This window comes from Skermanella aerolata KACC 11604 (genome assembly GCF_000936425.1).
Lineage (GTDB): Bacteria > Pseudomonadota > Alphaproteobacteria > Azospirillales > Azospirillaceae > Skermanella > Skermanella aerolata.
Genome location: NZ_AVFK01000027.1, coordinates 32,856 through 52,218 on the forward strand (window position 1 = coordinate 32,856; position 19,363 = coordinate 52,218).

A 19,363-nucleotide genomic window follows, 5' to 3' on the forward strand; every position below is an offset into this window, starting at 1 on the left:
TGAGTTGCGGGTGGACGATTCAGACGTTGGCTTCAGCCAGCGCCGCCATGTCGATCTTGAGTTTGGAAACCTCGAAGCCGCGCAGGTAGTCCATCGGCTTGGCCGGGTCGAAGGTGCGGCCGTCCAAGAAGCGGTCGGGTCCCATCGCGATAGGCTGCGTGGCGTCGGCGAGAGTCCAGGGCTCGGCGCGGGCGCCTTCGGACTTCCAGTCCACGGTCGGGTAGGGAACGCCCAGCTCCTTGGCGGCATCGCGGTAGATGTCGGTGCGGAAGACCGCTTCGGCCGTCTTGGCGAAGTTGACCGGATTTTCGATCTGGCCCCAGCGCGCCATCTGCGTCAGGTACCACACGGCCTGACTGCGCCACGGGAAGTTGGCGGCGTAGCGGTGGAAGACGTTGAAGTCGGGCATCGGCAGCGCCGGTTCCTTCGGCGCGTACTGGAAGGTGCCGGTCATCGACATCTTGACGACGTCGGCGGGCGCGTTGACGTAGGCCTTCTGCGAGATGATCTCGACCACTTCCATCCGGTTGCCCGGCTCGTCCATCCAGGCCGCCGTTTCGATCAGGGCGCGGATCAGGGCCTTGTGGGTGTTGGGGTTGCCATCGGCCCATTCCTGGCTGACGCCGAAGACCTTCTCGATCTTGTTGTTCCAGATGTCGTAGTTGGTGACCAGCGTGCGGCCGATGCCGGCCTGGACGGCGCGGGCATTCCATGGCTCACCGACGCAATAGCCCTGGATGTTGCCGGCCTGGAGGTTGGCGACCATCTGCGGCGGGGGAATGACGATCAGGCGGATGTCCTCGTCGGGGTCGATGCCGGCGGATGCCATCCAGTAGCGCAGTTCGTAATTGTGGGTGCTGACCGGGAACACCATGGCGAAGGTCAGCGGCTCATTGCCGGCCTTCTTGTCGGCGTCGATCACCTTCTTGAGGGCGGCGGCGCTGATTGGACGCTTCTTCATGGCTTCGGGATCGATCTCCATCATCCGCTCGTAGAGGGCGGTGGAGACGGTGATCGCGTTGCCGTTAAGGTCCATGGCGAAGCCGGTGACGGTCGCCTGCTTGATGGCCCCGATGCCGAGAGAGGCAGCCAGCGGCATGCCGGCCAGCATATGGGCGCCGTCGAGTGCCCCGATCATCACCTTGTCGCGGATATTGGCCCAGGACGCTTCCTTCGACAGCGTGACGTCCAGGCTATGCTTCTTGAAGAAGCCTTTCTCGGAGGCGACGACCAGTGGAGCACAGTCGGTCAGTGGGATGAAGCCCAGGTTCAGCTTCGGCTTCTCGATGCCGTCGGTGCCGGCCGCCCAGGCGCCCGCCGGAGTGACCGCCTTGATCGCGGAGAGCAATGCTGCGGTGCCGGCGATGGCGGCGCCGGTCTTGAGGATGCCGCGGCGGTCATGGCGGACTGCGGATTTGCTGGAATTGGGCAGTGAGGGAACCTTCGACATCGATCACTCCATGTGCCGAATTTCGGCAATAAAAAAGGCGTCTCGGAACATCGGGCGGGCTGTTTGAAGAGCCGCTCGATGTTCCGGACGCCATTATCCGGGGTAGGTCGTTCCGCCGTTGGACCGACACTGTATCTGGTTGCGGCTGGCGCTCCGCCATTGGATCGCCGCACCGCGCTGTTCATTTAGCAAACGTCGTGCCAATCGTTTGCAGATGCGGAAAGCGGCGGAAACGCTTGGGGTGGGTAGATCGGAAGCCGTGAAGGCGATGATGCGGTGCACAATTCATCACCAAGTAGCGGTCAAAAAGCGGGCATTGCTCAGGAATGTTTAAAAAATGTGCATTCTAAATTCGGTGCTGCTTACTTGAAATCGATGTATTTCAAGGACTTGTACAGATTGTCGCATCAGCCTTTGAAGAGCTGGGCGAGCGACAGGATGCTCTCCGCGATCTCGGCAAGACGCTTGTTCTGGTCCATCGCGAGCTTCCGGAGGAAATGGTATGCCTCTTCCTCGGTCAGTCCCTTGTGTGCCATCAGCAGACCCTTGGCGCGTTCCACGACCTTGCGGTCGGCCAGGGCGACCTTCGATTTATCCAGCTCTTCCTGAAGCTTGCGGAACTTGGTGAACTGGACGATGGCGATCTGAAGGATCGACTTGACCATCTTCGGGCTGAGGCCGTCGGCGACATAGATGCTGACGCCGGTTTCGATTGCCTCGGAAATGAGCGTGTTGTCTTCCTGCGCCACGAACATCGCGATCGGGCGCGGGTTCTCGCGGTTGATCGTTATCAGGTCTTCCAGATAATCGCGGTACGGGGACTCAAGGTCGATGATGATCAGGTCGGGCTGATGGGCCTTGATCGACTGCCGCAGATCGTCGTCCTTGCTGATGGTCGCAACGACGTCATAACCGGCCTCCTTGAGGCCGGCGAGCACGACATCGGAGCGTTCGGGGTTTTCATCGACGACCAGTAAGCGCAATTGCACCGTTCCTGTAGTCCACCCTGGGGGCTTGGGGGCGGGTACTGAGAAGCAAACGCTGGGCCAACGCATCGGCACGGTCTTCTGCCAAGGGCCGGAAGCGTTAGTCAGCGCGAGACGCCATAGATCAGCCTTGGCTCGTGGGCGAACGCCGGTCTACAAACAGGGATGGCCGCAACTGCGTATCTTGGGGGAATGTGATGGGAAAAGACGTAGGGGCGGCATCAGCACCGGAATTCGAGCCCAAAGTGAACCTGGGCCAGCATGCCGACTGGTTTAAAGGCGAGGTCGAACGCGCACTACGCGAAGCCGACGACCCGACGGCAATTCGCATTTCCAATGAGGAAGTGAAGGCGAAATGGAGCCGGCAGAGAGCCGAACTCGTCAAGCGCGCCGGTATTTTTCGAGACTGAGGGCGTTTCCCTGTTTTCTCATTTCATGGGGCCGATGAACGCCGCTACTCCGGCACCACCATCCCCCGCTGCACGGCGGGGCGGGTGCTGACGAGGTCGTGCCAGCGTTTCATGCTGGGGTATGTCTCGAATAGCGTCGGGGCGGTCTGGGAGGCTACGGCGATGAAGGGGAAGACGGAGATATCAGCAATGGTGTACTCGCCGTCCACCAGATATTCGGTCTGGGAAAGCTGCGCTTCCAGCGCGCGGTAGCAGCGGTGCAGTTCCGACTTGAACAGTTCGATCGCGTAGGGGAGTTTCTCCGGGGCGCGGACGCCGAAGCGGAACATGTCGACCGAGGTTGGGCCGACATCGCTGACGCCGAAGGCCAGCCAGTTCCAGACTTCAGTCCGGGCGCACATGTCGGTCGGCAGGAACCTGCCGGTCTTTTCCCCAAGATATTCCAGGATCGCGCCGGAGCCGAAGACGCGGCGCGGACCCTTGGCGGCATCGTGGTCGATCAGGGCGGGGATCTTGCCGAGCGGACTGATGGCGAGGAAGCCGGGCTCCAGGTTCTCGCCCATCGTCACGTCCACGCGGACGGTTTCATAAGGCAGTCCGGTTTCCTCGAGCATGATCGAGGCCTTGTGCCCATTGGGCGAAGGATAGCTGTAGAGCGTGATCATCGCGCGGTCTTCTCTCTCATGGCATCCGCCATCCCCTTGGCATTCCCTTAGTTTTGGCCCAAATGACCCGAGAAGACCAGAGGGGAAACCAGAGGATGGGGCGAGAGGGACCGGGTCAGATCGCTTTCGAGTGCCGCATCGCCGCCGCGTCGAGGTAGGGATCGAAGGCCGCCGCGACGGCTCGGACCAGCGGGCGCACGTCTTCCGGGACGGTGATGCGGTGGCCGTCGATCCTCGCCAGCCCGTCCGCCGCCAGGGGCGCCAGCTTGTCGAGGTCGGGGGCGAACAGTCCGGCGTTGACGCCATGGCGGGCCGCGACATCGTCCAGATCGACGGCGAGGTCGCACATCAGGCGCTCGATCAGGTCGCGCCGCATCCGGTCGTCGGCGCTCAACTGCTTGCCCTTGACGATGGGCAGCCGGCCGGCGCGGACGGCTTCGCCGTACCGGTCAATCGCCGGGTCGTTCTGGACATAGCCGTTGGGCATCGCCCCGATGGACGACGCGCCGAAGCCAATCAGCACATCCGCGCCGTCGGTCGTGTAACCCTGGAAGTTGCGGCGCAGGGTGCCGTCCCGCTGCGCCACCGTGATCGGGTCGCTTTCCAGCGCGAAGTGGTCGAGGCCGATCTGGTGGTAGCCATGGTCAGCCAGCACGGCGGCGATGACGTCGAACTGCTTCCATCTTCCGCGTGAGTCCGCCAGCACCGATTCATCGATCAGCCGCTGGTGCTTCTTCATCCAGGGAACGTGAGCGTAGCCGAACACGGAAAGGCGCTCCGGCGTCAGTTCCATCACCTGTTCGGCGCTTTCCTCGCAGCTTTCCGGCGTCTGGTGGGGCAGGCCGTACATCAGGTCGAGGTTGATGCTGTCGATGCCGACGCGGCGGAGCGCCCGGACGGCGCTCTCCGTCACGGCATAGGGCTGGACGCGGTTGATGGCGCCCTGGACCGTCGGGTCGAGGTCCTGAACGCCCAGGCTGGCGCGGTTGACGCCCGCCCGCGCGAGGGCGGCCGGGGCTTCGGCGGCGAGCGTACGGGGGTCGATCTCGACCGCGATCTCGCAGTCCGGCTCCACCGTGAAGCGGGAGCGGACATGGGCGAGCAGGGTTTCGAAATCGGCAGGTGCGATCATCGTCGGCGTGCCGCCACCGAAATGGATGTGGCGCACCGGGAGGCCGCTTGGCAGAGCGGCGGCGATCAGGTCGATCTCCCGCTTCAGCAGGTCGAGGTATTCGGCGACCGGCTCGTAGCGCGCCACGATCTTGGTGTGGCAGCCGCAGTACCAGCACATGGACCGGCAGAACGGCACATGGAAATAGAGCGACAGGCTCTGGCCGGCGGGCAATGCGCCCAGCCATTCCAGATAATCGGCCGCCTGCACCTGGCTGCCGAAATGGGGGGCCGTCGGGAAGCTGGTGTAGCGCGGTACCCGGAGGCCGTCATACTTGGCTATGAGATCTGCGTTCATGACGGCAAGACTGCGCGCGACCAGCCTTGCCCGCCTTGATTTGGGTCAAACTTCCGGCCGAACGGGCCTCTTCAAACCCGGCGCAGGGTCGGGCGAAGTGCCGGGTTGCGGTCGCGTTCCTCTTCCAGGTGGCGGCGCAGCAGGTTGACGTTGCGGCTGTTGGCCTTGAAGCCGATGTCGAAGAGGGTGCCGAGCACCGGGATGGAACCGACTACCCAGTCCACCCCGGTATTGGCGGCCATGCGCATCAGCACGTTCTTGGGAACGCCCATGCGCGACGCTTGATAGACCAGATAGGCCGAGACGACGCCGGTGGCGCTGTCGCCCACGACGGGGAAGATGCTGGCGATGCCGTCGATCCCGATCGGGATGCCGAGACCGGGGATGCGCCAGCGGCTGTCGAGAAGGTCCGCCAGCCGCTCCAACTGAGCGAGCTTGGCGTCGTAGTCCTGGGGAGTGGCCGGGGCCATGGTGCTTACTTGTACTTGAGAATGATATAGATGGCGTGAATGATGCCGGGAATGTAACCCAGGATCGTCAGCAATATGTTGACCCAGAATTGCAATCCGATGCCAACCTGAAGGAACACACCCAGCGGAGGCAACAGGATGGCAATGAGAATTCTGACGATATCCATTATTCGGCCTTTCAGGTCTCGATTTGATCGGTGCAAGCGTCTCAACACCATGTGGTGTGCTTCGTTCCATTCTTCAGGATCTTGAAAAACAGGGGCGTCGTTCCTTGGGAGCCGTGATGCTTGCGTGATTCGTCGGCGCTTGGTTCAATAGACCGGTCATTCTCCCCCAGGAGGTTGCAATGTGTGTCCGTGCCAACCCGACCGCCGGCTTGCCGGCCCTGTGGATGCTGTTGATGATGGTGGGAGCGTGGCCGGCAGCGGCGCAGCAGCCGGTGGACCTGGAACTGGTCCTCGCGATCGACATCTCCGGCAGCGTAGACGAGGAGGAGGCGGCGCTCCAGCGCGAAGGCTATGTCGCGGCCCTGACCAATCCGCGCGTGGTCGCCGCCATGGGCGGCGGCCCCTTCGGCGCCATCGCGGTCACCTATGTGGAATGGGCGGGGGAGGACTATCAGCGGATGGTGGTGCCCTGGACCCTGATCGGCACCGGCGAGCAGGCGGCGAGCTTCGCGCAGCAGATCGAGGCGGCGCCCTTCGCGTCGGCCCGGTGGACGTCGCTGAGCGGCGCCATCGACTATTCCGCGACGCTGTTCGACGGCAACGGGTTCGAGGGTGTCCGTCAGGTGATCGACATTTCGGGCGACGGGGTCAACAACCGCGGGCGTCCACCTGATCTGGCGCGCGACCAGGCGGTGGAGCAGGGCATCACGATCAACGGCCTGCCGATCCTGAACGACAGGCCCAACCCCTGGGGCGGTGCGGCGCCGGTCGATCTGGACCGCTATTACGAGGAGAACGTGATCGGCGGACCTGGGGCTTTCTACATCGCGGCGCGCGACTTCGACGCCTTCGCGTCGGCCATCCTTGCCAAGCTGATCCGCGAGATCGCCGGGCTGGGAAACGGGTCCGGCTGAAGTTGCATCGAAGGTTAAGCAATTCTTGAAGGCTGCCCGCCTATACCCTGGGATGCATGCGTCCATGGACGCGATATCCGGGGTATTTGATGAGAGAGCTTCGCTGCATCGTCTTCACCGAACGCGAACTGATCAGCGCCGTCATCGGCCGTCGGCGCAAGCGCAATGAGGAGCTGCCGCAGGGAACGGTCGAATCGGTGAAGTTCCGGACCGGTGACACGATCGAGACGATCATGGAGGTCAAGGACGACTACGGCAGGATCACCAGCCTCCACTTGCCGGAGCCCGAAGTCGCGGCGGCGCTGATCGCCTTCTGCATGGGGCGGAAGATTCCCTTGCCGGTGGAAGCGGAGAAGACGCTCCACGTGATCAAGGATGCCGCCACGCTGATCATCACGATGAACTTCAACAAGAACCCGCGTCTGGTCGGCGCCGGGCCGGAGAAGAAGGCGCGGCGCGTGGGAGCGGGGCGCGATCTTGCCGGCTCGCTGTTCTGACCGCTTATGCTCTGGGGGCTCATCTTCTGGCGGCTTTGATCGGCTTCTCTAGGAAAAAAGGTGCCTCCTTGACTCTTGGCATGCTTCAAACTAGAACAAATAGGGAACATTTCCGCTAACAGGGTGAGATCATACCCATGCCAACGCCATCCGACGCCACGCCTGCCGCTTCCAAGGCCGCCGCTTCCAAGGCCGCCGTCTTGGCCGAGTTGCGGGGGCGTATCCGGCGGATGGAAGGGATCGGCGGGGCCGACGGCACTCGTTTCCTGCCGCTGGGAGTTCCCGATGTGGACGGCGTCCTGCCGGATGGCGGGCTGCCGCTGGGATGCCTGCACGAGGTCGTCGGCGAGAACGATCCGTTCAACAGCGTGGCGACCGGCTTCAGCGCCGCCATCCTGGCCCGGATTTCCAGCCGCCGGACGGATTCCGGGCATGGGGGTTCAGGGAGCGGGCAGGTGGTCTGGATCACGCGGGACGACGACCTCTACGCACCGGGAATAGCCGCTTACGGCCTGAAGCCGGAGCGGCTGATCGTCGTGAGCGCCCGGCGCGACTCCGATATCCTGTGGGCCATGGAGGAATCCCTGCGCTGCCGGTCGCTGGCGGCGGTTCTGGGGGAGATCGGCGATATCGACATGGTGGCCAGCCGCCGGCTGCAACTGGCGGCGGAGGCGTCGGGCGTCACCGCATTGCTGCTGCGTTCCTCCAGCCGCCGGCTGGGCACCACCGCATCGGTGACGCGCTGGGGCCTGAGCGCCGCTCCCAGCCTGCCCATCGGAGGTTTTCCCGGCTATGGGCGGGCTGAGGGCGGCGAGCAGGGAGTGGGGCTGCCGCGCTGGCGGACCCGGCTGCTCCGCTGCCGTGGCGGACAGCCGGGGGAGTGGCTGCTGGAGTGGCGCGGCGACGGCTTCGCCCTGGCTGACGATCCGGCCGAGGGAGCTTCCGGGGAGACCGAGCCGGAGTGGCTTCAGCGCATGTCTTCCAGCGTCTGGTAGAGGTGCGCCCGGTCCTGGAGCACGCCCTTCTCCATGTCCATTTCGGCGACCGCGTGCTTGACCACGTCATCGACGCTGACGATCCCGCACAGCTCGCCCTGCTCGATCACGGGGATGTGGAGGATGTGCCACTTGGTCATGTCTTCCATGACATGGCGAAGGCTGTCGTCCGGACCGCAGGTCTTGACCGTGCGGGTCATGACCGAGCTGATCGGCGCGTCCAGGATTTCCGACGTGGTGAGGTGCCGGATGCGGCTTTCGCGCTCGGCCAGGGCGTAGACGATGTCGCGGACGGCGACGATCCCGCTGACATGCTTGCCGTCTTCGCTGACGACCACGCAGCCCGCATGATGAAGCTTCATCAGGTGAGCGGCTTTGGAGATGGTGTCGTCGGGTCGTACCTTGACGACGGTCTTGCCCTTCAGCTCCAGAAGCATGCGAATCTTCATGATTGCTCTCCCTTCCCGCCGCTGTCTGAATAATACGGTCGTATTGTCATGCGGCCGGCGCGGGAGGGGGTTGATCCAGGTCAACAGGCGCTTCCGTACCCCCAAAGAGTTCGGCTATTCAATACCACAATCCCGTCAGGCGGTGACGCGGCCGGCTCTGGACTTCGCGGAACCGGCCGGAGCCGGGCCCATGTCCGCCGGCCGCCGAAGCGATGCGGCCATCGTCGAGCTGGCCGCTGAGGGCGGCAAGGCGGCGGATGCGCTCTTCCGTCGGCGGATGCGTCCGCAGGAGCGACGGGTTGGGATCGCGCCGGCCGGGCATCAGCAGCGACTCCCAAAGACCTCGGCCGTTCCGCTCGAGCTTGCGCAGCGCCCCGGCCAGAGCCATCGGGTCACCGGTCAGCAGCGCGCCGCCCAGGTCGGCGTCGTATTCCCGCGTGCGGGACAGCGCCAGCTGGAGCAGCGCCCCGATCGTCGGGGCCAGCACCAGCAGCAGGATCAGGCCCCAGGGGATGGTGACGGCACCGGTCAGCAGCAGGGGCAGGTTGAACAGCAGCAGGATCTGGCCGAACAGCGACATCATGCGGGTCAGCCGGCTGACCGTATCGGCCAACCCCATCAGCCAGAGATCGCCGTTGCGGACATGGCTGATCTCATGCGCCAGCACGCCCGACAGTTCCCGCAGCGTCAGGGACCGGATCATGCCGTCGGTCACCGCGATGGCGGCATCGCCGGGGCGGCCCATGGCGAAGGCGTTCAGCGTCGGGCTGGGTATCCAGTAGAGTTGGGGCGGCGCCGGAAGCCCCGCGCGCTCCGCCAGCTCGTTCAGGACCCTGACGACATTCGGCAGGTCCCAGGGATGGACGGGCACCGCGCCGTAGAGGCCGAGCACCATCTGCGGCGACATGCGGGGCGCGAAGGCCAGGCTGATCCCGCCCAGCGCCAATGCCCACAGCCCGCCTTCCGGTCCGGCGACGATCCAGCCGCATGCCGCCAGCAGCCCGATCATGCCGCCGAGCAGCAGGACGGTGTGAAGGCGGTTGGTCAGGCGATGGGGGCTGTGGAAAGGATCGCGGGCTGCGGCGAGGGACATGCGGGCGGTTTCTCGATCCGGGGTTTGCTCCCCAGAACTTCGGCGCCCCGTCCTGCCGTATCAATAATCCGTATGGCAGCTATGAAACCCGTGCGGCGGCATGCTCAGCCGGCGGAGCGACCGGCAAGCGTCGGGGGCGTGTCGCCGGGGCGGGGGGTGAAGACGGCCTGGGTGATCGCCCGCTCGATCTGCTCGCGGGTGAACGGCTTCTTGATGACCGGGCCGAGATAATCCAGCCCGCGCTGCTTCAATTCCTCGGCGAAGGCGGTCACGAAGATGATCGGCAGCGCCCGCGTCTCGCGCAGCGCCTGCGCCGTCGTGATGCCGCTGCCGCCGTGGGCCAGCCGCAGATCCATCAGCGCCAGGCTGGGCTGGTTGGCGGCGGCTGCGGCAAGCGCCTCTTCCATGGTCGCGGCGGTGCCGCAGACCATGTGCCCCATGCCCAGGACGGTTTCCGTCAAGTCGTAGGCGATGATCGCATCGTCCTCGACGATCAGGATATTCGCCACCAGCTGCTCGCGCATGGCGTTCTGCGCGCGGCCGAGCGCCTCGCGCGCCTCGTCGGAGGGAACGCCCATGACGTCGGCCGCCTGCGGCGTCGACAGTTCCTCCAGGCTGACCAGAAGGAATACGCGCCTTTCAAGCTCTGGCAGGCTGCTCAGCGCCGCTTCGATCGGATGGCCGGGGGCGCCGGAAACGGCGGCGGAACCCGGATTGGCACCCTTGGCGGCGTCGAACAACCCGTTGAGCAATGTATAGAGGCGGCGTCTGGTGACAGGCTCGTCGTCCGCCTCCAGGTTGTACCGCTCAGGTTCGATCAGGGCAGCCTCAAGCGCACGGGTGACGAGATCGTCGCCGCTTGTCGTGGAACCGGTAAGCGCGCGCCCGTAGCGCCGCATATACGGTAACTGAGCCATCAGTCTCCGGGCCTGCGCTTCCATAAAACCTCCGCTGGTCCCTTTCCGTTCCTTGAAGGGATGATGTCTGTTTATCCCGCGCGAGGAACGAATTCAAGCCGACAGCACAAGTCTACTCCGAGGTCTTATCCTTGATAAACATAAAGAGTTATGTCGCAAACAATAGTCTACATCGAATGATGGCATTACTTTAACGGATTGCATGTAGCCGCTCTGCCCCGCTCAACGATTTTCCCCGGATGAAATTCCCTTATGGCGGTATCGCATGTGCGATATGATCCACGGGCAGCGCCTGTCGATTGCTTCTACCACTCCCAAGCTTCCCGCCGGGGGAGCGCCGGGGCATCGGGCGGGCAGCCACCGGAAGGCCTTATTATGAACGATGTTGATACCCAAGGGCCTTCGGCCGGCCAGCAAAGCGTCACCGTATGGGACCTTCCCGTCCGCCTTTTCCATTGGCTGCTGGTGATTTCCATAGCCACGTCCTGGGCGGCGGCCGAACTGGGCTGGATGCGTATCCATTTCCTCAGCGGCTACACGATCCTGACGCTGCTCCTGTTCCGCCTGGGATGGGGGATCGTCGGCAGTTATCCGGCCCGATTCGCGACTTTCATCGGGGGACCGCGCGCGGCACTGGAGCACCTGCGCGAACTGCGGCTGCCGCCGGACCGGGTGCCGCCCGTTCTGGGGCACAACCCGCTGGGCGGCTGGATGGTCGTGACTTTGCTGCTGGTCCTGCTGGCCCAGGCGGGAAGCGGCCTGTTCACGAGCGACGACATCATGGTCGACGGCCCCTTCGTGGACCTTGCGTCAAACACCGCCGTCAAGACGCTGAGCACGACGCACCGCCTGCTGTTCGACCTGATCTTCGTGCTTGTGGCGACCCATGTCGCCGTGATCGCGGCTTACCTGGTGATCCGCCGCGAGAACCTGATCCGTCCCATGATCACGGGACGCAAGACCGTCCCGGCCGGCATGGCGGCGGAAGGACTGGCGAAAATGCCTGCGCGACGTTCCGGTCTCCTGTCCGCCACCCTGGTCTTCTGCACCGCCGCCGCTCTGGTCGTCCTGTTGCTCGGGACGGCCTGAACCGGCGCCGGCAGGTCCGCCGACGCCTATTCGGACCGGTAGGTGTCGTGGCATGCCTTGCAGGTTCCGCCGACCGCGCCGAACTGCTTCTGCACGGCTGCCTTGTCGCCGCTCGCCACCGCCTGGACCAGCTTGGCGCTTTCGGCCTCGAAAGCCTGAGCCTTGACGCCGAAATCGGCTCCATTGCTCCAGACGGCGGCCTTCGCCTTGGTCTCGCCCTTGTCCGAACCGGCCGGGAAGAGCGCGGGGACCTGCTTGGAAAAAGCATTGATCGACTGCGCGGAAGCTGCGGCGCCGGACAGGTCACCGCCCTCTTCGAGGATCTTCTTGATGGCGCCGAAGCTCTTCTTGGTGGCCTCGAAGCCTTCCTTGCGAACCTTCAACGAGTCCTCGGCGGCATTGACGCCGAAAGAAAAAAGAGCGCCGCTGAAAATCAAGGCACCCGCAATGAGAGCAGAAGTAAACAGGTCAATCTTTCGCATTCCGATATTATCCGATTTTTAGGTTGGTATGCTGCGGTGCAAACCCTTGCGAGGCCGATGCATGGTTGTCAATCCACCGATCCGACTCTTCTGCTCGGATATAACCCGTGATCGTTTTCCAAAGATCATTCCTGGTCCGGAACCATGCCCGGAACAGCGGGTTATTCCGGAGCAATGCAAGACATGCTGCTCCTCACTCCCGGCATACCGCACCCGGCCCAGCCGGGAGCTTCGATGCGTTCCTGGAGGATGCTGCGGCACCTATCCGGAAGTTACAGGGTCCACCTCGGCTGTTTTGCCGACGACTCGGTCGATCGCCGGCACGAGGGCTTCGTCAGGCAGTTCTGCCATAGCGTCTTCTTCGCGCGGAGCGAGCGCCCGCCGTCACGCAAGGCAGCTTCCGCCGGACTGCTCAACCTCGGCCGGTCCCGCCATCCGGTGCGCGATGCGGCGCTGATGGCCTGGGTAGAGCGGGTTTGGAACGAACGCCGGCCGACGCGGGTCCTGGCCCTGTGCCCGACGATGGCCCCCTATGCCCTGATGCGTCCGGACCTGCCTGCCCGGCGGGTGCTCGACCGGTCGGATATCGGCGGAGACGCACTGAACGATGGCGCGCTGAACGACGGGCCGCCGACCGACGGATGGCGGCCGACCCAAGGCATCTGGCGCTGGCTTCAGGCACGCGAACTGCGTGCCCTGATGCTGCTGGACCAGCACCGGCTGGCACCCTGGGACGCCAGCCTCCTGAACAGCGGCCCCGCCGTTGACAGGCTCAGGCAGCTTCTTCCTGAAGTGGCCTGCCGCATCCATCATGTACCGGACGGCATCGACACGGTGCGGTTCTCTCCCGGCGGCCACTACGCCGCCCCGCCGTCCTTCGACGGCCGGGCGATCATGCTGGCCGGCTTGCCGGCAGCCCCGGGGGCCGGTTTGGCGGACAGCGGAGCGCATGCCGAGGCGGCATCCTGGTTCGCCACCCAAGTCCTGCCGAAGGTCCTCGCCGTGGCGTCCGACTGCCGGCTGGTCGTGGCCTCCTCCGGGCCGGCGCCGCCGCTGCCCCATCCCGTGGGCCATTCCGGCGTGATCCTGGCCACGGACGTCCAGGACATCCGCCCCTGGCTGGCCCAGGCTACGGTCGTCGTGGCGCCGTTCCGGACGCCCAACCCCCGACCTGTGCTGGAGGCGATGGCCATGGCCCGGCCGGTCGTCGCGGCGCCTGGCGCCCTCGGCGGCTACCTTGAACAGATCGAGCGCGACCTTTGGCTTGCCGGAGAACCCGCGGATTTCGCCCATGCCGTCCTGGCGGCCCTGCATCCGCCGCTCGGGACTGCCGTGGGCCGCGCCGCCCGGGCACGGATCGTCGCCGGCCATTCGTGGGAAGCGGGACTGGCACGCCTGGACGCCGTCCTGGAGGGACGCGCCATACCGCGTGCGGAACGCGCGAGGCCGATCACCCTCGGGTGAATTCCGGGACGGCGGGCCGACCGTGGGGTGGTCCTTATAGTGCCAAAGGCTCAGCGGCATGTCGCCGCATTCTGCCGGTAAACCTGCCCTCGTTTCGGATAGGCGAAGCATCCCGAAATGAGCCATGCTATAGGCGCGTCAACGGGCGGATGCCCGGATCGGCAATGGGGCGGCGGGCGATCCTGCGGGAATGCCCGCACGCCCGCGCGGCCGGCAACACCGACCGGATTAGTGTAGAGGAGGCTTTTGGTGCCAAACAAGCAGTTGCTTCACCTTGTTTTCGGCGGACAGTTGGTTCGCCCGGATTCGACCGAATTCGTCGATCCGAGCAAGCTTCACATCGTCGGTATCTTTCCGAGCTATGCGGAAGCCTACTCCGCCTGGCGCGGCGCTTCCGCGGCAACCATCGATGACGCGCATATGCGCTATTTCATCGTTCACATGCACCGCTTCCTCGATCCCCACGTCGAAACGCACGGGCACTGAAGGAACTGCCGGGCTCCCGCCACGATTGGAAAGAAACGTGCTTGTTTCGATCCATGGCTTACCATTAACCAATCCGCAAGACTTCTGCGAATAAGGTTAACGAGCCCTGGCTGAGGGTGAGGCAAGTGTTCCCGACTTATTGGGTGCGGACGCCGGTAACCTGGCGCCGCACCCTTTCTTTTCTCCGCCGGAACTCTCCCTCCCACTGCCTCACCGTCAGGGCGATTAACTTTCAAGCCGTCGATCGCTTCGAGAATAGGCATATGATCGATTGCTGATGGCTTAAAATAGCAGATATGCGATAATGAGAGACTGAAACCGCGAATAGAAGAGATCCCGTCGTGCAAAAGTTGTCTAATTCAAAGAATCCTGCCGTAATAAGTTGGTTAATCGGATAGCGGATATGCTTGAACAGGATAATGACGCTGACATTCTTCATGGCATTCAAGACGGAGAGTTGGAAGATTTTCTGACTTGGCGCGGACGCGTGCGTGGAGCAAACATTTCAGAAAAGACATTGCTCGCCACCGACTATCTCAACCACTTCAACGAAATCGTGATGCTGATCGAGATGATGCCGGACATGCCCGACATGATCGAGGATTGCCGTCTCTGGCGCCCCAAGTCCTACCAGCAGCATTTCCGCGACAGCGGTTTCTCCGAAAAGGAATTGGCGATCGAAGCCTACGATCATGTCCCCAACAAGTTCCGCACGCCTTTCGAAGCGACCATAGCGCAGATGGATGCCGTCATTCTCTTCACGCTCGGCCGCATGGAAGCGGCCCATGGTGCCGGAGACGACCAGCGGCTGAAGTTCGATTGCGCGACATCGGTCGAGATGCTGCACAAGATCATGCAGGTCGCAAACGGGATCATCCATGGAACAACCCATGTGATGCAGCAGGGCGAGATCGACGATTATATGGGTGTATAGTTATGAAGCCCGATAATGATTGCTGTGCTAATTGTTTGTGACAGCAATTACATAATTTTTTCGTCTCAAGCGAGCTATTGTTGTTACGAGTAGCGGCATGGTAATACCAACCATGTCCCCGCCGAACCAGCCGCATACCGCTTCGACCGGAGACCGCAACGACGGTCCCGGACATGCTTCGGACGCTCCCGACGCGCCGCTCGATACCTTCGCGCGCGACCGGTTGCCGGACGCCCGGCAATGGCCCGACCTTCTGTTCGGAAACTCCCGCTATCGCTTCCAGGGACCTTTGAACATCTCGGGGGAACTGCTGGATGTCAATCTGGCCCGGGGCAGGGGAGATCATCCCTGTCTCATCGACTCCACCACCGGCCAGACGACGACCTATCGGCAATTGTCGGAGCAGGTCGCCAGGATAGCCCATGTGCTGACCGGGGACATGGGACTTCGTACCGGCAACCGGGTCCTGATCAGGTCCCCCAATTCTCCCATGATGGTGGCGTGCTGGCTGGCGGTCGTGAGGGCGGGCGGCATCGTCGTGCCGACCATGCCGCTGCTCCGTGCCCGTGAACTGGGGCAGATCCGCGACCGGCTGGAGATCGGACTGGCGCTGTGCGACGACCGGCTGGTCTCCGAACTGGAAGCTGCCGGCTCGGGTGCCGACAGATCCCTGCGGATCCTGACATTTTCCGACCTTGCCCGGCGCATGCGCGGGAAACCGGCGGATTTCACCCCTGCCAGGACCGACGCCGCCGATATCTGCCTGATCGCCTTTACCTCCGGCACCACCGGCGTTCCCAAGGCTGCCGTCCATTTCCATCGGGACCTGATGGCCGTGACCGAGGGATTGCCGCGTTCGGTGCTCGATGCACGGCGGGAAGACGTGTTCTGTGCCGGATCGTCGCTCGCCTTCACCTACGGCCTGGGTGGAGCCATCCTGTTCCCTCTCCGGCTGGGCGCCACGAGCGTCCTGGTCGAGGCGCCGACGCCCGAAGCGCTGCTGGACGCGCTGTCGGATCATTCGGTGACGATCTGCCTGTCCATTCCGACCGCCTACCGGTCCATGACCCCTCTGGCGGCCAGCCGGGAAATGCCGAAGCTCCGGGCCTGTATTTCCGCGGCGGAAACCTTGCCGGCGCGGGTCATCGACAACTGGCGGTCGATCACCGGCCTGCCGATCGTCGACACCATCGGGTCGACCGAAATGCTGCATACCTTCATCGCCAACCCGCCGGACGCCCTGCGCCCCGGTGCTACCGGCAAGCCCTTGCCGGGGTACGACGCCATCGTGGTCGATGACGAGTTCCGCCCGGTGCCTGTGGGTGAAGTCGGACGGCTTTCGGTCCGCGGGCCGGTCGGCTGCCGCTACCTGGACGACCCACGGCAGACCCAGTACGTCCAGAACGGCTGGAACGTGACCGGCGACGCCTTCCTTGTCGATGAGGACGGCTATTTCTGGTACCGAGGGCGTACCGACGACATGATCGTGTCCGCCGGCTACAATATTTCCGGCATAGAAATCGAGACCGTCCTGCTGGAACACGCCGCCGTCCGGGAATGCGCCGTGGTCGCCTCGCCCGACGACAGGCGCGGCATGATCCCCAAGGCGTTCGTGGTCCCGCGCGAGCCGCTGCGGCTCGGTTCCAATTTGGTAGGCGAGTTGCAGGAGTTTGTGAAAAAGCAGATCGCGCCTTATAAATATCCCCGCCGGGTAGAATTTCTCGACGCCTTGCCGCGCACTGAAACCGGTAAAATTCAGCGTTTCAAGCTTAGGGAAATGGAAATCGAACGGGTTGCGGCGGCAAAAACCGAAATATAATTTTCGGTTGTCATTGCAGCGTGTCTCCGGATTGGTAACTTCCCGTCAAGAATGGATGGGTTAGTGTGCATTCTGAGCGATGCCGGATCGGTATGGATGCGGTGTCACCAACCCTGCACATGAATCGTCACGAGCCCATTGCGCACCTATGCCCATTGTCGTCGTCGTGGACGATCGCCGCATCAATCTGAAGATCCTGTCAAAGCTGGCCGGTTCGCTGGCCGCTGACATCATCGTCCACGCTTTTTCAGACCCGGTGGAAGCCTTGGACTGGACGGCGAGCAATTGCCCGGACCTTTGCATTACCGATTTCAAAATGCCCGTACTGGACGGCGCCGCTTTCATCCGGCGCTTCCGTGCCCAGCCCGACCGGACGCATGTTCCGGTCGTCGTCGTAACGGCTTTCGACGACGCCCGCCTGAGACGGCAGGCGCTGGAGGCGGGAGCGGACGATTTCCTGCTGGGACCCGTCGATCCGCTGGAGTTCCGCGCCCGCGTCAGGACGCTGCTGACGCTCCGGCGGCAGCACCTGCTGCTGCGGGGACAGAACCCGCGGGCCACCGTCGCCCGGGCGCGCGATCTCGTCGCCGTCCTGGACACCGTCCCGGCCATGGTATCCGCCACCGGCCCGGATGGCCGGTATCAATATGTCAACCGCACCTATGCCGCGGCACTGGGAGTCACCGCCGAAAGGGCGGTGGGCCGGTCGCCCGCGGATCTGCTGCCGCGAGACGGCGGGACGCGCGCCATGGCGCTCGACCGGCGCGTCGCGGACCGGGGTGAGCCGATGACCCCGTTTGAGGAGGAGGTCGAGATGCCCGACGGCGTCTGTCGCACCTTGGTTACGCTGAAGACACCCGTTCGCAACCGTGCCGGCGCCATCGTCCGCATCGTCACGGTCTCGATGGACGTGACCGCCCGCTCCCGTCTGGTCGATGGAGAACCGGCATGACCGGGCAGACCCCGGACCCGACGGTCGACTCGGATGCCGAACTCGACCTGCCGCCGCCCCCGCCGGTCAGGATCACGGGCTGGATGGTTTCGATGGCCGCAGCGGTCATCGGACTGGCAGCAGGCGTTCCGGTCTGGTCGGGCATTTGGTCACTTGTCTGGACCGACGGCCGAACCGGCGCGTGGTGGAGCGGCGGCTCGCCCTGGCTCGGGCTGCTGTCCGTACTGATGTTCGCCGTCGGCCCGGCTGCCACCGGTTTCCTGCTGTGGCGCCGCGGCATCCGCCGAAGATGGGGCGAAATAGCGTTCGGCTGCGGCGACGAACTCACCCAGGCGGTGGCGCGCATCGCCAGTATCGCCGCAATGGTGCTTTTCACCGGCGGGATCGCCGTGCTTGCCGGTGAAGCGGACCATGGCCGGGTAGAAGCCGCCATGATGGTCCTTCAGGGTGCCTCGCTGGCCGCCTGGGGGCTGATGTTCGACCTGCTGTGCCGGGGCAAGCCCTGTCGCGTCCGCAGGATGTGCGGCATCGCCGCCGACACCCTATGCATCACCCTGCTCCTGTGCGCCGGCGGTCCGTCCATGCAGGTCTGGATGTTCGCCTATATCTGGATAGCTCTGGGCAGCGCGCTCAGCGACGGCGCCCTGGGTGCCATCGTGGCGGCGGCGGCGGGCGCTCTCGGTCTGGCTGTGGTCGCCATGGCGACGGGCGTCCTGTCGGAAGCGCCGTTCCTGATCATCGGGGTAGCGGCCGGGTTGATGCTTCTGCCGGCCCAGGCCGGCGGCCTGATCGGCGCCGCGTCCGGCCGGAGCGGCGGAACGTCGAAGCGGAAGTTCAGGGTGCTGCTGGCGGAAGACAGCGGCTGTGGCGGCCGCAGCCTGCGCCGGCAACTGGAACGCGCCGGTCATACCGTCCACACCGCCGGGAACGGCGACAGTGCGCTGGACCTTCTGCACAGGGGCGGCCTGGACGTCATGCTGATCGACCTGCATCTGCGCAATCCCAGTGCGCTGGACATAGTGCGGATGTACCGGTTCATGCGGTCGGAGGATGCCAACCTGCCGATCGTCGGTCTGGCGCCGGGATTGAGCGACACCATGCGCAAACGCTGCGTTTCCGCCGGGATGAACGAGGTTCTGCCGATGCCGGTAGAGGGATTCCGTCTGCTGGAGGCGGTCGATCGGCTGGGTGCCGCGTCCTTCAGTGCACGGCAGGCGCTGGAAACCGGCGTGATCGCGTCGATCTCTTCCCATCCCCGCTTTTCCGCCATCGCCGAACCGTCGATCGACGAGGATGCGCTGGACGCGCTCCAGTCGCTCGATCCCGACAATGGTTTCCTGGAAGACGTCATTTCGGTTTTCCTGATCGATGGTGCCGAGTTGATCGACGCGATGTGCAAGGCGCTGAACGAAGGAGACGTCGTCAATTTCCGGGAACACGCGGACTCGCTGGGAAGCAGTTCGACCCATATCGGCGCCATCCGGCTGGTCAAGCTGCTGGCACGATGTCGCGACATGCCGACAAGGGGGTTCAAGGAGGAAGGCAACCAGCGAATGCTGCAAATACAGGAGGAGTTCCGCCGTGTCCGTACGGCTCTCCAAAGTCATGTCTGGGCGCTTCGGCACAGCGGGTTGAATTGATCCGGGAGGCTCTCAG

The 19,363-nt window shown here is 64.1% G+C and carries 21 protein-coding genes; 11 read left to right on the top strand and 10 right to left on the bottom strand.

What is annotated here, in order from left to right; genetic code table 11:
- Nucleotides 1–19: 19 nt before the first annotated feature.
- Together N826_RS26025 and N826_RS26030 are read right to left on the bottom strand one after the other, a co-directional pair.
- A complete protein-coding gene (locus N826_RS26025; RefSeq protein WP_084721198.1) occupies nucleotides 20–1,450 on the bottom strand; it encodes a CmpA/NrtA family ABC transporter substrate-binding protein in 1,431 nt (476 codons plus the stop codon).
- Between the two features lie 407 nt (nucleotides 1,451–1,857).
- Nucleotides 1,858–2,433: an ANTAR domain-containing response regulator gene (locus N826_RS26030; protein WP_244619540.1), complete on the bottom strand. Its 576-nt coding sequence runs from the start codon at nucleotides 2,431–2,433 to the stop codon at nucleotides 1,858–1,860.
- 200 nt (nucleotides 2,434–2,633) lie between these two features.
- On the opposite strand from N826_RS26030, the gene N826_RS26035 reads away from it, so the two are divergent.
- Nucleotides 2,634–2,846 (top strand): hypothetical protein, encoded by a 213-nt coding sequence (locus N826_RS26035; RefSeq protein WP_044433557.1) that lies wholly within the window; start codon nucleotides 2,634–2,636, stop codon nucleotides 2,844–2,846.
- 44 nt (nucleotides 2,847–2,890) lie between these two features.
- Here N826_RS26035 and N826_RS26040 read toward each other — a convergent pair whose 3' ends face one another.
- The 4 genes from N826_RS26040 to N826_RS42050 all read right to left on the bottom strand — a co-directional run bounded on the left by N826_RS26040 (nucleotide 2,891) and on the right by N826_RS42050 (nucleotide 5,616).
- Nucleotides 2,891–3,511, bottom strand: coding sequence for a glutathione S-transferase family protein (locus tag N826_RS26040; RefSeq protein ID WP_044433559.1), 621 nt, complete (start codon nucleotides 3,509–3,511; stop codon nucleotides 2,891–2,893).
- Nucleotides 3,512–3,626: 115 nt separating this feature from the next.
- On the bottom strand, nucleotides 3,627–4,979 hold the full coding sequence (hemN, locus tag N826_RS26045; RefSeq protein WP_044433561.1) for an oxygen-independent coproporphyrinogen III oxidase: 1,353 nt from the start codon (nucleotides 4,977–4,979) through the stop codon (nucleotides 3,627–3,629).
- Between the two features lie 71 nt (nucleotides 4,980–5,050).
- Nucleotides 5,051–5,449: a DUF4112 domain-containing protein gene (locus N826_RS26050; protein ID WP_044433564.1), complete on the bottom strand. Its 399-nt coding sequence runs from the start codon at nucleotides 5,447–5,449 to the stop codon at nucleotides 5,051–5,053.
- A gap of 5 nt (nucleotides 5,450–5,454) precedes the next feature.
- The gene (locus N826_RS42050) at nucleotides 5,455–5,616 is read right to left on the bottom strand and encodes a YqaE/Pmp3 family membrane protein (protein WP_044433566.1); all 162 of its coding nucleotides are present in this window, start codon (nucleotides 5,614–5,616) and stop codon (nucleotides 5,455–5,457) included.
- A 179-nt stretch (nucleotides 5,617–5,795) separates the two neighbouring features.
- Here N826_RS42050 and N826_RS26060 point away from each other — a divergent pair, with 179 nt between their 5' ends.
- The 3 genes from N826_RS26060 (at nucleotide 5,796) to N826_RS26070 (ending at nucleotide 8,022) form a co-directional block, all read left to right on the top strand.
- The gene (locus N826_RS26060) at nucleotides 5,796–6,530 is read left to right on the top strand and encodes a DUF1194 domain-containing protein (RefSeq protein WP_244619539.1); all 735 of its coding nucleotides are present in this window, start codon (nucleotides 5,796–5,798) and stop codon (nucleotides 6,528–6,530) included.
- 89 nt (nucleotides 6,531–6,619) lie between these two features.
- Entirely contained in the window at nucleotides 6,620–7,027 is a 408-nt protein-coding gene (locus tag N826_RS26065) for a hypothetical protein (protein WP_052832070.1), read from the top strand.
- A 137-nt stretch (nucleotides 7,028–7,164) separates the two neighbouring features.
- Nucleotides 7,165–8,022 (top strand): ImuA family protein, encoded by an 858-nt coding sequence (locus tag N826_RS26070; RefSeq protein ID WP_044433568.1) that lies wholly within the window; start codon nucleotides 7,165–7,167, stop codon nucleotides 8,020–8,022.
- On the opposite strand, the gene N826_RS26075 is transcribed toward N826_RS26070, so the two are convergent.
- The 3 genes from N826_RS26075 to N826_RS26085 form a co-directional block, all read right to left on the bottom strand.
- On the bottom strand, nucleotides 7,995–8,471 hold the full coding sequence (locus N826_RS26075; protein WP_044433570.1) for a CBS domain-containing protein: 477 nt from the start codon (nucleotides 8,469–8,471) through the stop codon (nucleotides 7,995–7,997). The two genes, N826_RS26070 and N826_RS26075, sit on opposite strands and share 28 nt — an antisense overlap.
- Before the next feature lie 118 nt (nucleotides 8,472–8,589).
- Nucleotides 8,590–9,564 carry a zinc metalloprotease HtpX gene (locus N826_RS26080; RefSeq protein WP_044433572.1) on the bottom strand — a complete coding sequence of 325 codons (975 nt, stop codon included), beginning with the start codon at nucleotides 9,562–9,564 and terminating at the stop codon, nucleotides 8,590–8,592.
- 104 nt (nucleotides 9,565–9,668) lie between these two features.
- Nucleotides 9,669–10,481, bottom strand: coding sequence for a PhyR family response regulator anti-anti-sigma factor (locus N826_RS26085; protein WP_244619538.1), 813 nt, complete (start codon nucleotides 10,479–10,481; stop codon nucleotides 9,669–9,671).
- A gap of 375 nt (nucleotides 10,482–10,856) precedes the next feature.
- Between N826_RS26085 and N826_RS26090 the strand changes: the two genes are divergently transcribed.
- Entirely contained in the window at nucleotides 10,857–11,570 is a 714-nt protein-coding gene (locus N826_RS26090; RefSeq protein WP_044433576.1) for a cytochrome b/b6 domain-containing protein, read from the top strand.
- A gap of 26 nt (nucleotides 11,571–11,596) precedes the next feature.
- Here the strand turns inward: N826_RS26090 and N826_RS26095 are convergent, their stop codons facing one another.
- On the bottom strand, nucleotides 11,597–12,052 hold the full coding sequence (locus N826_RS26095; protein WP_052832072.1) for a c-type cytochrome: 456 nt from the start codon (nucleotides 12,050–12,052) through the stop codon (nucleotides 11,597–11,599).
- Nucleotides 12,053–12,235: 183 nt separating this feature from the next.
- On the opposite strand from N826_RS26095, the gene N826_RS26100 reads away from it, so the two are divergent.
- From N826_RS26100 to N826_RS26125, 6 genes are all read left to right on the top strand, one after another.
- Nucleotides 12,236–13,516 (top strand): glycosyltransferase family 4 protein, encoded by a 1,281-nt coding sequence (locus N826_RS26100; protein WP_169789418.1) that lies wholly within the window; start codon nucleotides 12,236–12,238, stop codon nucleotides 13,514–13,516.
- A gap of 249 nt (nucleotides 13,517–13,765) precedes the next feature.
- Nucleotides 13,766–14,002, top strand: a complete 237-nt coding sequence (locus N826_RS26105; RefSeq protein WP_044433682.1) for a DUF4170 domain-containing protein — start codon at nucleotides 13,766–13,768, stop codon at nucleotides 14,000–14,002.
- Nucleotides 14,003–14,405: 403 nt separating this feature from the next.
- Complete coding sequence (locus tag N826_RS26110; protein WP_244619537.1) at nucleotides 14,406–14,936, top strand: hypothetical protein; 531 nt, start codon at nucleotides 14,406–14,408, stop codon at nucleotides 14,934–14,936.
- Between the two features lie 112 nt (nucleotides 14,937–15,048).
- A complete protein-coding gene (locus N826_RS26115) occupies nucleotides 15,049–16,755 on the top strand; it encodes an AMP-binding protein (RefSeq protein WP_084721201.1) in 1,707 nt (568 codons plus the stop codon).
- Between the two features lie 148 nt (nucleotides 16,756–16,903).
- Nucleotides 16,904–17,707 (top strand): response regulator, encoded by an 804-nt coding sequence (locus N826_RS26120; protein ID WP_052832074.1) that lies wholly within the window; start codon nucleotides 16,904–16,906, stop codon nucleotides 17,705–17,707.
- Nucleotides 17,704–19,347 carry a response regulator gene (locus tag N826_RS26125; protein WP_044433580.1) on the top strand — a complete coding sequence of 548 codons (1,644 nt, stop codon included), beginning with the start codon at nucleotides 17,704–17,706 and terminating at the stop codon, nucleotides 19,345–19,347. Before N826_RS26120 ends, N826_RS26125 begins: the two co-directional genes overlap by 4 nt.
- Nucleotides 19,348–19,363 lie beyond the last annotated feature (16 nt).

Bases quoted from the DNA above. Each gene is read 5' to 3' on its own strand.
- N826_RS26100 (WP_169789418.1), top strand. From the start codon at position 12,236: ATGCTGCTCCTCACTCCCGGCATACCGCACCCGGCCCAGCCGGGAGCT.
- N826_RS26095 (WP_052832072.1), bottom strand. From the start codon at position 12,052: ATGCGAAAGATTGACCTGTTTACTTCTGCTCTCATTGCGGGTGCCTTG.
- N826_RS42050 (WP_044433566.1), bottom strand. From the start codon at position 5,616: ATGGATATCGTCAGAATTCTCATTGCCATCCTGTTGCCTCCGCTGGGT.
- N826_RS26120 (WP_052832074.1), top strand. From the start codon at position 16,904: ATGCCCATTGTCGTCGTCGTGGACGATCGCCGCATCAATCTGAAGATC.
- N826_RS26040 (WP_044433559.1), bottom strand. From the start codon at position 3,511: ATGATCACGCTCTACAGCTATCCTTCGCCCAATGGGCACAAGGCCTCG.
- N826_RS26035 (WP_044433557.1), top strand. From the start codon at position 2,634: ATGGGAAAAGACGTAGGGGCGGCATCAGCACCGGAATTCGAGCCCAAA.
- N826_RS26080 (WP_044433572.1), bottom strand. From the start codon at position 9,564: ATGTCCCTCGCCGCAGCCCGCGATCCTTTCCACAGCCCCCATCGCCTG.
- N826_RS26065 (WP_052832070.1), top strand. From the start codon at position 6,620: ATGAGAGAGCTTCGCTGCATCGTCTTCACCGAACGCGAACTGATCAGC.
- N826_RS26050 (WP_044433564.1), bottom strand. From the start codon at position 5,449: ATGGCCCCGGCCACTCCCCAGGACTACGACGCCAAGCTCGCTCAGTTG.
- N826_RS26125 (WP_044433580.1), top strand. From the start codon at position 17,704: ATGACCGGGCAGACCCCGGACCCGACGGTCGACTCGGATGCCGAACTC.
- N826_RS26060 (WP_244619539.1), top strand. From the start codon at position 5,796: ATGTGTGTCCGTGCCAACCCGACCGCCGGCTTGCCGGCCCTGTGGATG.
- N826_RS26110 (WP_244619537.1), top strand. From the start codon at position 14,406: ATGCTTGAACAGGATAATGACGCTGACATTCTTCATGGCATTCAAGAC.
- N826_RS26070 (WP_044433568.1), top strand. From the start codon at position 7,165: ATGCCAACGCCATCCGACGCCACGCCTGCCGCTTCCAAGGCCGCCGCT.
- N826_RS26085 (WP_244619538.1), bottom strand. From the start codon at position 10,481: ATGGCTCAGTTACCGTATATGCGGCGCTACGGGCGCGCGCTTACCGGT.
- N826_RS26090 (WP_044433576.1), top strand. From the start codon at position 10,857: ATGAACGATGTTGATACCCAAGGGCCTTCGGCCGGCCAGCAAAGCGTC.
- N826_RS26025 (WP_084721198.1), bottom strand. From the start codon at position 1,450: ATGTCGAAGGTTCCCTCACTGCCCAATTCCAGCAAATCCGCAGTCCGC.
- hemN (WP_044433561.1), bottom strand. From the start codon at position 4,979: ATGAACGCAGATCTCATAGCCAAGTATGACGGCCTCCGGGTACCGCGC.
- N826_RS26075 (WP_044433570.1), bottom strand. From the start codon at position 8,471: ATGAAGATTCGCATGCTTCTGGAGCTGAAGGGCAAGACCGTCGTCAAG.
- N826_RS26115 (WP_084721201.1), top strand. From the start codon at position 15,049: ATGTCCCCGCCGAACCAGCCGCATACCGCTTCGACCGGAGACCGCAAC.